Here is an 11,000-nt window from a genome sequence, read left to right on the forward strand (position 1 = left end):
CCCCACCACAGACCCCGTCGACCCGCGCACCACCAACTCCGGCTCGAACAGCAGCTCCTCCGCCGCCACCCGGGCCCCCTCGATCTGGTTCACCAGCAGCGTCACCGCCGCGCGCCCCAGTGCCTCAATGGGCTGACGCACCGTGGTCAACGGCGGATCGGTGCAGTTCATGAACGCCGAGTCGTCGTACCCGATCACCGACACGTCCCGCGGCACCCGCAGTCCGGCCCGCCGGACCGCGCGGATGGCGCCGAGCGCCAGCGGGTCGCTCGCGCAGATGATGCCCGTGGCTCCGACGCGCAGCAGGCGCGAGGCCGCCGCCTGGCCGCCTTCGAGGGCGAACATCGCGTGCTCGATCAGCGTCTCGTCGACCGCGCGGCCGTACTTCTCGCACTGTGTGCGGTACTCCGCCAGCTTCCGGCGCGAGGGGACGTGGTCCTCCGGGCCCAGGACCAGGCCGATGCGCTCGTGGCCGAGCGAGGCCAGGTGCGCGAAGGCCTGCTCCACCGCGACCGCGTCGTCCGTCGAGACCTGCGGCAGCTCCAGGTGCTCCACCGCGGCGTTGAACAGGACCACCGGGATGCCGCGCTCGCGCAGCAGGTGGTAGTGCTCGTGCGGGGCCTCGTCCTCGGCGAAGTGGCCGCCGGCGAAGACCACGCCGGAGACGTGCTGGTCCAGCAGCATCGTCACGTAGTCGGACTCCGACAGGCCGCCGGCGGTGCGGGTGCACAGCACCGGCGTGAAGCCGCGCTGCGCGAGGGCGCCGCCGACCACCTCGGCCACCGCCGGGAAGATCGGGTTCTGCAGTTCGGGCAGCACCAGGCCGATCAGCCGCGCCCGCTCGCCGCGCAGCTGTGTGGGCCGCTCGTACCCCAGCACGTCCAACGCGGTCAGCACCGCCGTGCGCGTGCTCTCGGAAACCCCTGGTCGGCCGTTGAGTACCCGGCTCACCGTGGCCTCGCTGACCCCCACCTTTTGCGCCACCTCGGCGAGTCTGCTCGTCATACCGCAAGAGTAGAACGGAAATCGGTAAGAAAGCGATGGGTTCGCGCCAACTCGCGCAAGATTCCAAGATCCGTCCGCAAGCCTCCGGTGACCCTGCGACCAGCCGTCAGAGGGCTGAGTGGATCATCCGTAACCTAGTCGTGTTCTTTCGATTTTTCATCAGACTCTTGCAGTCGCCTGTTTACGGCTGTACCTTCGCGGCACGCCGATGACTGCGGCACGGCACCTCCCCAGACAACGAACGAAGGGGTGAAACGCATGAAACGCAACGCATCACGCACGATGGTCGCGCTCGTCACGGCGGCCGGTATAGCCATGGCGGGCGCAGCCTGCTCGTCCAGTTCCAGCAAGGGCTCCTCGAACAAGGGCTCCGGCAACTCCGCCGACGGCGTCGCCGACGGCAAGCCGCTGGACCCCAACGCCACGGTGACCATCACCATCGACGGCGCGCCCGGGGCGGACCAGGCCGCGAACAAGGCCGCCTACGCCGACGACCTGCAGGCGTTCAAGATCCTGTACCCGAACGTCACGGTCAACGCCAAGCCCTACGTGGGCCAGGTCGAGGACCCCCCGCAGTTCACCGCGAGCCTGAAGGCGCACAACGAGACCGGCGCGTTCCACGCCTACTTCACGGACAAGAACCAGGTCCTGGACTCCGGCGACGTGACGGACATCAGCTCCTACGTCAACGACCAGACCATCCCGGGCTGGTCGCAGCTGCTCCCGGGCGTGAAGCAGAACCTGCAGGACAGCAACAAGACCTACTCGCTGCCGATCAACTTCTACACCGAGGGTCTGATCTACAACCGCTCGCTGTTCCAGAAGGCCAACCTGGACCCGAACAAGCCCCCGACGACGTGGGACGAGGTCGAGGCGGACGCCGCCAAGATCTCCGCGCTCGGCGGCGGGGTCGCCGGCTACGAGGACTACAGCGGCGGCAACACCGGCGGCTGGCACTTCGCCGGGGAGATCGACAGCCTCGGCGGCCAGATGGTCGACTCCGCCGGCAAGAAGGCCGCCTTCAACACCGACCAGGGCAAGCAGGTCCTGCAGCGGCTGCACGACATGCGGTTCAAGGACAACGGCATCGGCCCGACACCGGTGACCCAGTGGGCCGACGCCTTCCCGCCCCTGGCCACCAGCAAGGTCGGGATGTTCCTCGGCGCCCCGGACGTGATCCAGCACCTGGTCGAGGTCCTCGGCGCGGACCCGAAGCTGTACGGCATGGGCCCGATCCCCGGGAGCACGGGCCCGGCGACCGGCACCCTGGCCGGCGGCGACCTGTACTACTTCAAGAAGGGGCTGACCCCGAACCAGATCAAGGCGGAGATCGCCTGGATCACGTTCGAGTACCTGACCCCGGGCAAGGGCCAGTTCGACTTCGCGCGTGACAAGGCGCTGGCGGCTCCGGACAAGCCGGTCGCGATCGGCCTGCCGCAGAAGTTCTTCTGGAACCCGACCTCCCCGCAGATGACGCAGGTGCAGTCGGACCTGAAGACCTCGGCGACGCTGCCCATCGAGCAGTACACGGACTTCGTCGACAACCCGATCGCGCCGGTCCTGGAACCCCCTGCGGCGCAGCAGCTCTACAAGGTCCTGGACACCGCGATGTCGGCGGCGATGACGAACGCGAACGCCGATCCGGCCAAGCTCCTGGGCACCGCCGAGTCGCAGGTCAACTCGATCCTGGCCAACCAGTAACGCCGCGATCCGCGGCAGGCGGCCGGTCCACGCTGAGGGACGGGGACCGGCCGCCCCACGGAGCGCACTTCAGGGATACAAGGAAACGGAGTCGACACGATGGCCTACGCCCTGGCCACAGAGCGGCTGCAGGACACCACGCGACGCGGCGGCAGCCAGTCGACGTGGCAGGCGCTGCGCCGCGCCGCCGGCCGCAACCTGCGGGCCCACGCGTTCCTGTTCGGCGCGCTGGTCTGCTTCGCACTGTTCACCTGGTACCCGATGATCCGCGAGATCATCATGTCCTTCCAGCGCGTGCACCGCGGCCAGACCACGTGGGTGGGCCTGGGCAACTACCGCCAGGTCACCGCCGACCCCGAGTTCTGGCAGGCCTGGCGCAACACCCTGGAGTTCACCGGCCTGGCGCTGGTCTTCGGCTTCGCCGCACCGTTCGCCGTGGCCATCGTCGTCAACGAGTTCCGGCACGCGCAGGGGTATCTGCGGATCCTGGTCTACCTGCCGGTGATGCTGCCGCCGGTGGCCGGCATCCTGCTGTTCAAGTACTTCATGGACCCCGGCTTCGGCCTGTTCAACGAGGCGCTGCACTTCCTGCACCTGCCCAAGTCGCAGTGGCTGGCGTCCAGGTCCTCGGCGATGCCCTCGCTGGTCGTGGTCTCCACCTGGGGGAACATGGGCACCGCGACGCTGGTGTACCTGGCGGCCCTGCAAGGGATTCCGGGCGACCTGTACGAAGCGGCCGAACTGGACGGTTGCAGCGTCTTGCAACGAATCCGGCACGTCACCGTCCCGCAAACCCGGCTGATCCTGTCGCTGATGGCGATGCTCCAGATCGTCGCGACGATGCAGATGTTCACCGAGGCGTTCGTACTGACCGGCGGCGGGCCCGAGGGATCGACGACCACGGTCGTCTACCTGCTCTACAACTACGCGTTCAATTACAACAAGTTCAACACGGCGGCCGCACTCGGCGTGATCATGCTGCTGGTGCTGGCCTGCTTCTCCGCGATCTACATCGTCCTGGAACGACGCGGAAGCGAGGACTGAGAGATGACCCAGCAGACCGCGAGCCGGGTCCTGATGACCCGAAATCGTTTCCGCGCCAGGAAGCCCAAGTCCGCGCCGACCTACCACCGCACCCTGATATCGCGCACGCAGCTGAACACGACGCGGGGCAGGCGGTTCTACTGGATCGCGCTGACCGTGGCCCTGGTGCTGGCCACCGTGGTGTTCATCGGCCCGCTGTTCTGGATGGCCACCGGCGGGTTCAAGACCTCGCAGGAACTGGTCCGCAACCCCCCGGTCCTGCTGCCTTCACACCCCTCCACGCACGCCTTCAGCCTGGCGTGGAATCGCCTGGGGATGGCGCAGCTGCTGTGGAACACCGTGGTCTACGCCGGCGGGGCGCTGCTGTTCCAGCTCACCTTCTGCGTCGGCGCCGCCTACTCGCTGTCCAAGCTCCGGCCGATCTTCGGCAACTGGATCCTGGCCCTGATGCTGGCCTCGATGATGATCCCGGCCGCGGCGCTGGTCATCCCGCAGTACCTGACGGTGCTGGACCTGCCGCTGGTGCACTGGAACCTGCAGAACACGCCCTGGGTGATCTGGCTCCCGACGGTGGCCAACGCCTTCAACGTGTTCCTGCTCAAGCGGTTCTTCGACTCCATCCCCAACGACCTGCTGGACGCGGCCGCCGTGGACGGCGCGGGCCCGCTGCGCACGCTGTGGCGCATCGTGCTGCCGATCTCGCGGCCGATCCTCGGCGTGGTCTCGATCTTCGCGGTGGTCGCGGTCTGGAAGGACTTCCTGTGGCCGCTGATCACCGTGCCGGCCCACGAGACGCTGAACGTCGGCGTCAACACCGCCGCCACCTCCATGCCGGACAACGCGCTGGTCGGCGGGTTGTTCCTGGCCTCGATCCCGACGATCGTGCTGTTCCTGTTCTTCCAGCGGAACATCATGGCCGGCCTGACGGTCGGCGGTGTCAAGGGCTGACAGGGCCCTGAGAGTCACCGCCGGCACACGAGGCGTCACAACGTCCCCCTGTCCTTCACCGTCGGCTGTCCCGCCGTCGTGTCTGCTTCACGTACTAGAGAGCAGGTTCCCGGTGTCCGCGCATACTTCCCCAGCGCCTTGGTGGCGCTCGGCCGCCATCTACCAGATCTACCCGCGCAGCTTCGCCGACGGCTCCGGCGACGGCATGGGCGACCTGGCCGGCGTCCGCGCCCGGCTGCCGTACCTGGCCGAGCTCGGCGTGGACGCGGTGTGGTTCAACCCCTGGTACCTGTCCCCGCAGGCCGACGGCGGCTACGACGTCACCGACTACCGCGTCATCGACCCGCTGTTCGGGACCGTGGCCGACGCCGAGGCGCTGATCGCCGAGGCGCACGCGCTGGGCATCCGCGTGGTCGTGGACATCGTGCCGAACCACACCTCCGCCGCGAACCCCTGGTTCGCCGCGGCGCTGGCCGCCGGGCCCGGCTCGCCGGAGCGCGATCGGTTCTGGTTCCGTGCCGGCCGCGGCGAGGACGGCGAGCTGCCCCCGACCAACTGGCAGGGCATGTTCGGCGGCCAGACCTGGACCCGGGTCACCGAACCGGACGGCGAGCCCGGCGAGTGGTACCTGCACCTGTTCGACGCGGCCCAGCCGGACTTCAACTGGCAGCACCCCGACGTCCCGGCCGAGTTCGAGGACGTGCTGCGGTTCTGGTTCGACCGCGGGGCCGACGGCTTCCGCATAGACTCGGCAGCGCTGCTGGTCAAGGACCCGGCGCTGCCGGACCAAGTCGGCGAGGACGACTCGGCGTTCGTCGACCGCGAGGAAGTCCACGCGATCTACCGCTCCTGGCGCGCGGTCGCCGACTCCTACGACGGTGACAGGGTCCTGATCGGCGAGATCTGGCTGCCGGACGCCGCGCGCCTGGCCCGCTACCTCGGCCCGGACGAGATGCACACCGTCTTCAACTTCCCCTACCTGGGCTGCGCCTGGGAGGCGGACAAGCTCCGCGAGGTGATCGACGAGACGCTGAGCCTGCACGCCCCGGTCGGCGCCCCACCGACCTGGGTGCTGTCCAACCACGACGTGGACCGCGTGGTGACCCGCTACGGCCGCGAGGACACCTCGTTCGCGATCTACGCCCGGCAGCTCGGCCGGCCGGTCGATCTGGAGCTGGGGACGCGGCGCGCGCGGGCCTCGGCCCTGCTGACGCAGGCGCTGCCCGGCTCGGTGTACATCTACCAGGGCGAGGAACTGGGCCTGTGGGAGGTCGAGGACATCCCCGACGACCTGCGCCAGGACCCGATGTGGGAGCGCAAGGGCCGCAATCCCGCGGACCCGGGCCGGGACGGCTGCCGGGTGCCGCTGCCGTGGTCCGGGAGCGAGCCGCCGTTCGGCTTCAGCCCCGAGGAGGCGACGGCCGAGCCCTGGCTGCCGCAGCCGGAGGCGTGGAAGGACTACACGGCCGAGGGTCAGCTGGCCGATCCGTCGTCGATGCTGACGCTGTACGGCAAGGCCCTGCGGCTGCGGCGGGAGACCGAGGGGCTCGGCGATGGGCCGTTCGCCTGGCTCCCGGCGGCCGACGGCGTGCTGGCCTTCGAGCGCGGACCCGGGTTCGTGTGCGCGGTGAACTTCGGCCCGCGACCGTCGGACCAGCCGGTCGCGGGCCGAGTGCTGCTGGCCAGCGGGCCTTTGACGGCGGAGGGCCGGATCCCGGCCGACACCGCCGTCTGGATCGCCCGCTAGCCGGTTTCCTGCCTTCCGTCGGCGGACCCACCCGCAGACCCGTCGACGGAGTTCTCCTGCGACCCGGTTCCGGACTCTGTTCCGGGGCCGGGTCGTGGTGTTTCGGCGGGTTCGAGGGCTGATTCAGGTACCCCGACCGGACCCGGGCCGGACCGGGGCAGCGGACTTCTCCCGGACCCGGGGTCCACCGCGGTGTGACGTCCGGTATGACGTCCGACCTCGAACGACACGGTCTTGCCGACCTCGCCGACGGCCACCCCGAACCGGTCCACGATCCACTCGATCAGGTCCAGCCCGCGGCCGCGGACGTCCTCGCCGGTCGCGTGCCGGTGCTGCGGCGTGCGGGCCGAGCAGTCGGCGACCTCGCAGGTCACCGTGCCGGCCCGGATCCGCGCGGACACCGTGACCGGCCCGGTGCCGTGCACCACGGCGTTGGTCGCGACCTCGCTGTAGGCCAGCACCACGCGGTCGGCGTCGTCGCCGGCGCCCCAGGCCTGTTCGACGGCGGCGGCCAGCCAGCGCCGCGACAGGCTCACGTCCAGGGCCGAGCCCGGGAACGTCCAGTACAGAGCAGTGTTCTGCGATACCGGGGCCTCCGGGGCCGGCTCGGGGCCGGCCGCCGCGCCTCGGGCTGCCACCCCGCCGCCGGCGCCCGGTCCGGCGACGCGGCACGCCGCCGGGGCGGGGTGGCGTAATTGCTGCATGACGGCCTCACATCATCGATGTCTGCGCGATTCCATCTCCCCCAGCGCGCACCCCACAATGAAATATCCCACCCCGGGCGCGGGCCCCGCAGGGGAATCCGTGAAATCGCCGGGGCCGGTTCGGGCACAATGGCCTGCATCGCAGAAGCGAACCGCAGGGGGTTGGCGATGACATCCGCAGACGTTCCCGGACCCGCCACCGGAACCGCGCCGGACGGCGAGCCGCTGGAACCCGTCCCCGGCGGCCCGGAGGAGCACGGCGGCGCGCCGGAGCCCGGCGGCCCGGCCGAACCCGGCAACCCGGTCGAGCGCGCGGCCCGGGTCCCGGCGGGCCCGTCGGCACCGCCGATCCGCCGCCGCCGGCTCGGCGCGGCCCTGCGCCGGCTCCGGCTGGCCGCGGGCCTGACGCTGCAGGGCGCGGCCGAGCGGCTGGAGATCTCGGACTCGACGCTGTCCCGGCTGGAGAACGGCCAGGGCCGGCTGCGGCGCATCGACGTCTCGGCCGCGCTGGACGTGTACGGGGTCGTCGACGAGGAACTGCGGACGACTTTACTCAACCTGACCGGCCAGATCAGGGACAAGGGCTGGTGGCAGTACTACCGGCGGGCCATCCCGGAGCCCTACGCGGACTACATCAGTGTGGAGGCGGCGGCGACGTCGATCGACGCGCACACCGTGCAACTCGTCCACGGCCTGCTCCAGACCGAGGACTACACCCGGGCCCTGGCCGAGGCCTGGCGGATACGCGCCGAACCCCTCGACGTCGACGCCCTGGTGGCCGTGCGCCGCACCCGGCAGCGCATGCTCGGCGGCACCGATCCGCTGCGGCTGCGCGTGGTGATGCACGAAGGCGCGCTGCGCCAGCGGGTGGGAGGACGCGAGGTGATGCGGGGTCAGATCGAACGTGTCATCGAAGAATCCCGCCGCCCTAATATCATCATCCAGATCATCACCCATTTGGCCGGGGCATATTCAGGACTTGACGAACCCTTCGCGATTGTAGGCTTTGACAATCCTCTGGAACACGACGTGGTATGCCTGGACAACCTGACGCGAACGCATTTCCTGGAGACCGTCGACGAAGTGCGCAACTACGCGTCGGTGTTCGACCAGCTGCGTGCCGCGGCGCTTTCCCCCGAACGGTCGGCGCTCTGGCTCGCCGACCTGCTGACGAAGATGGAGAGCTAGTTGAGCACCAGCGCAACGCCGAATTCGACCCCTGAGAACGGAGCCGCCCCCCACGAGACCCTCCTGACCGGCGCCGCGTGGCGCAAGAGCAGCCACAGCAACGGCGCCACCAACTGCGTGGAGGTGGCGATGCTGACCGACGGCTCGGTCGGCGTGCGGCACTCCCGCCGCCCCGACGCCGAGGTGATCGTGTACTCGCGTACAGAGTGGGCGGCCTTCGTCGCGGGGGTGAAGGCCGAGGAGTTCGAGCCGACGGGCTGAGCCCGCGGCCAGGGTCCCGTTCCGTCGCTTCGGCGCGGGGCCCGTCCTGCGGCGGGGGTGAACTGGCTTGAGGGCGGGTTCGGTGGCGAGTTCGATGTTGGGCTCGGTGACGAGTTCGGTGGCGGGCTTGAACGTGCGGCGCGTCGGCCGTCCGCGCAGGTGAGAGGATGGCCTCCATGCCCCAGCCAGGCGAGCAGCCCGACTCCCGCGCCGACGACTCTGCCGGCGCTCCCGGTTCCCGCGCCGCCTCGGCCGCCGACAGCGCTGGGCCACGCGACCCCCGAGACTCGCGCGCCACCTCGGCCGCCGCCGGCCCCGGCACCGCCTCAACCGCCGCCGGTCCCGCCTCAGCCACTTCCGGCGCCGACCACCACCACCTGGACCACGCCGACTCCGCCGAGCGCACCCTGCCGGACCCGGTCGTGGACACCGCAGTAGGCTTCCTGGACCTGCTGGCCGAACCCAGCCGCCTGCGCCTGCTCTGGGCCCTGCGCGACGGCGAACTGGGTGTCAGCGCCTTGGCCGAGACCGCCGGCTGCACCCCCACCGCGGCCAGCCAGCACCTCGCCAAACTCCGCCTCGGCGGCCTGGTCGAACAGCGCGCCGACGGCCGCGCCCGCCTTTACCGCCTGCGCGGCGGCCACATCAGGCGCCTGGTCGAGGAAGTCGTCGGCCACGCCGAGCACGCGGTCCGCGGCATCCCCTACGACCTCTGATACGACCTCTGAACAGCCGCCCCGGCCAAGCCCCGCCTCACGGCAGATACCACTGCTGTGCCTTGTTCCCGGCCACGCAGGGCTTCAGCGACAACGCGTTCGACAGCCCGTTGTCCGTCAAGCACTGCCCGGCACCCTGGTTGTTGATGTAGAACGCACCACTCGGCGTACTCGAGTCCTGCGACAGCCACCACATCTGCGTCGCGGCGCCCCCGCCGTGCAGCAACGTGACCTTGCCCCCGCCGCCGTCGATCAACTGGTTGGTGTCCAGCCCGTCGCCGAACTCGTAGACCGCCTGCCCACCCGACGTCAACGCGGTGGCCTGAAAGCTCTGCCCAGCCCGCCCCGAAGCCGGCTCCACGGTCAGCTGCGCCCCGTCGCTGAAGATCGGCGCGCCGGCCGACGTCCCGAAGACATCGATCGCATCGCTGTCCCCGACGTTGGTGATGTACCCCGACTTGTGCGGCACGGCAGCGGACGTCGACACCGACACCGGCGGAGGCGGCACGTTCGCCGAGGACGTACCCCCCACCGTCACCGGCGACCGCGACGCCATCGACGACCCCGCCGAACTCGTCGACGCAGAACTCGCGGCCCCACTGCTCGACCGCCCGGGCGCCGAAGCCGTCGCCGAGGGCTTCGCGGCCACACTCGTCACCGACGAACTCACGATGATGGTCGACGTCTCGGACACCACCGACGTGACACTCACCTCGGAGGTCGAAACGGCACCCGACGCACTCGACGTGGCCTGCGTCGCCCCGACGACAGCCGCCGTAGACGACTTGCCGTGCGAGAGCGGATAAGCGACCGCGATCCCCACAACGACAACCGCACCCACAGCCGCCAGAACAATCGCCCGCCGCCGCCCGGGCTGCATCGGATGATGCGGCACGCCGAAGTCAGGACCATTGGGCTCATCAGGGCTGTCGAGGTCCTCGGCACCGAGCACGGTGAACGAGTCCTCCGGCACGACCCGGCCACTGCCCGCATCACCCTCGTCTGCATCAGAATCGTCTACATCGACGGGATCCAGCTCGACGCCTGCGTTGAAGGAGTCCAGCGGCATCGCGTGGCCGGGTGCGATGTGCGGGATCGCCTCGGTCTTCGGCTCAGACGCAAGATCAGGCTCGGGCTCAGCGACCGGGATGCCAGCTGGGCTAGCTTCCTGCGGCTCGGCAATCGCTGCCGGGCTGCGTGTTTCTTGCTCACCCGGCTCGGCCGGGTCGCCTGCTTGGTTTTCGCTTTGGTCCATCGAGCTCGGCGCGCTGGCTGCTTGCTGCCCACGCTTGCGCCACCGACCACCCAAACCGCCGCGCGCAGGCCGACTGACCTCACTCTCGACTACCGCACCCAGCTCAACACCCGAAGTAAAAGAGTCCTGCGGCACAGTCCGACTCCGCCACCGAGCAACTCCCGCTCGCGCAGCCCCGCCGACTTCCTCCGATTCCCCAGCTCCAGCCAAAGCTCCGGTAGCCGCGCCAGCACCATCTCCGGAGTCCGCTTCCACACCGGCGGTAAACGAGTCCTGTGGCACCACCCGCCCCGCCACGCCGCGCGTCCCGGCAGCCCGTCCACCAGTCTCAGCTTCTTCGCCCGCACCACCATCGGCCGGCGCCTCACCATCCGGCAGCGCCACCGTCTCATCCCCGACCCCACTCACGGTGAACGAGGCCCAGTCCGTCC

At 69.9% G+C, this 11,000-nt stretch carries 11 protein-coding genes; 8 read left to right on the forward strand and 3 right to left on the reverse strand.

Annotation, left to right across the window (positions count from 1 at the left end; all coding sequences use genetic code 11):
* Nucleotides 1–1,005: LacI family DNA-binding transcriptional regulator (locus GWK61_RS48515; RefSeq protein WP_194920297.1), on the reverse strand; the 1,005-nt coding region annotated here is incomplete at its 3' end.
* 258 nt (nt 1,006–1,263) lie between these two features.
* Here GWK61_RS48515 and GWK61_RS48520 point away from each other — a divergent pair.
* The 4 genes from GWK61_RS48520 to GWK61_RS48535 all read left to right on the forward strand — a co-directional run bounded on the left by GWK61_RS48520 (nt 1,264) and on the right by GWK61_RS48535 (nt 6,445).
* Nucleotides 1,264–2,706: an extracellular solute-binding protein gene (locus GWK61_RS48520; RefSeq protein ID WP_194920299.1), complete on the forward strand. Its 1,443-nt coding sequence runs from the start codon at nt 1,264–1,266 to the stop codon at nt 2,704–2,706.
* Between the two features lie 99 nt (nt 2,707–2,805).
* Nucleotides 2,806–3,750 (forward strand): carbohydrate ABC transporter permease, encoded by a 945-nt coding sequence (locus tag GWK61_RS48525; protein WP_194920301.1) that lies wholly within the window; start codon nt 2,806–2,808, stop codon nt 3,748–3,750.
* Between the two features lie 33 nt (nt 3,751–3,783).
* Nucleotides 3,784–4,698, forward strand: a complete 915-nt coding sequence (locus tag GWK61_RS48530; protein WP_194920309.1) for a carbohydrate ABC transporter permease — start codon at nt 3,784–3,786, stop codon at nt 4,696–4,698.
* A 112-nt stretch (nt 4,699–4,810) separates the two neighbouring features.
* On the forward strand, nt 4,811–6,445 hold the full coding sequence (locus tag GWK61_RS48535) for a glycoside hydrolase family 13 protein (RefSeq protein ID WP_194920303.1): 1,635 nt from the start codon (nt 4,811–4,813) through the stop codon (nt 6,443–6,445).
* On the opposite strand, the gene GWK61_RS48540 is transcribed toward GWK61_RS48535, so the two are convergent.
* Nucleotides 6,442–7,149, reverse strand: a complete 708-nt coding sequence (locus GWK61_RS48540; protein ID WP_194920304.1) for an ATP-binding protein — start codon at nt 7,147–7,149, stop codon at nt 6,442–6,444. The genes GWK61_RS48535 and GWK61_RS48540 overlap by 4 nt on opposite strands.
* A 168-nt stretch (nt 7,150–7,317) precedes the next feature.
* Here GWK61_RS48540 and GWK61_RS48545 point away from each other — a divergent pair, with 168 nt between their 5' ends.
* The 3 genes from GWK61_RS48545 to GWK61_RS59060 all read left to right on the forward strand — a co-directional run bounded on the left by GWK61_RS48545 (nt 7,318) and on the right by GWK61_RS59060 (nt 9,314).
* Nucleotides 7,318–8,337: a helix-turn-helix domain-containing protein gene (locus GWK61_RS48545; RefSeq protein WP_194920305.1), complete on the forward strand. Its 1,020-nt coding sequence runs from the start codon at nt 7,318–7,320 to the stop codon at nt 8,335–8,337.
* The gene (locus GWK61_RS48550) at nt 8,338–8,598 is read left to right on the forward strand and encodes a DUF397 domain-containing protein (RefSeq protein WP_194920306.1); all 261 of its coding nucleotides are present in this window, start codon (nt 8,338–8,340) and stop codon (nt 8,596–8,598) included.
* A 176-nt stretch (nt 8,599–8,774) separates the two neighbouring features.
* Nucleotides 8,775–9,314, forward strand: a complete 540-nt coding sequence (locus GWK61_RS59060; RefSeq protein WP_267254571.1) for an ArsR/SmtB family transcription factor — start codon at nt 8,775–8,777, stop codon at nt 9,312–9,314.
* A gap of 37 nt (nt 9,315–9,351) precedes the next feature.
* Here the strand turns inward: GWK61_RS59060 and GWK61_RS48560 are convergent, their stop codons facing one another.
* The gene (locus GWK61_RS48560) at nt 9,352–9,783 is read right to left on the reverse strand and encodes an RICIN domain-containing protein (protein ID WP_194920307.1); all 432 of its coding nucleotides are present in this window, start codon (nt 9,781–9,783) and stop codon (nt 9,352–9,354) included.
* Between GWK61_RS48560 and GWK61_RS48565 the strand changes: the two genes are divergently transcribed.
* On the forward strand, nt 9,761–10,120 hold the full coding sequence (locus GWK61_RS48565) for a hypothetical protein (RefSeq protein ID WP_194920308.1): 360 nt from the start codon (nt 9,761–9,763) through the stop codon (nt 10,118–10,120). The genes GWK61_RS48560 and GWK61_RS48565 overlap by 23 nt on opposite strands.
* The last annotated feature ends 880 nt before the right edge of the window (nt 10,121–11,000 follow it).

This window comes from Catenulispora rubra (genome assembly GCF_015356825.1).
GTDB classification, from domain to species: Bacteria; Actinomycetota; Actinomycetes; order Streptomycetales; family Catenulisporaceae; genus Catenulispora; species Catenulispora rubra.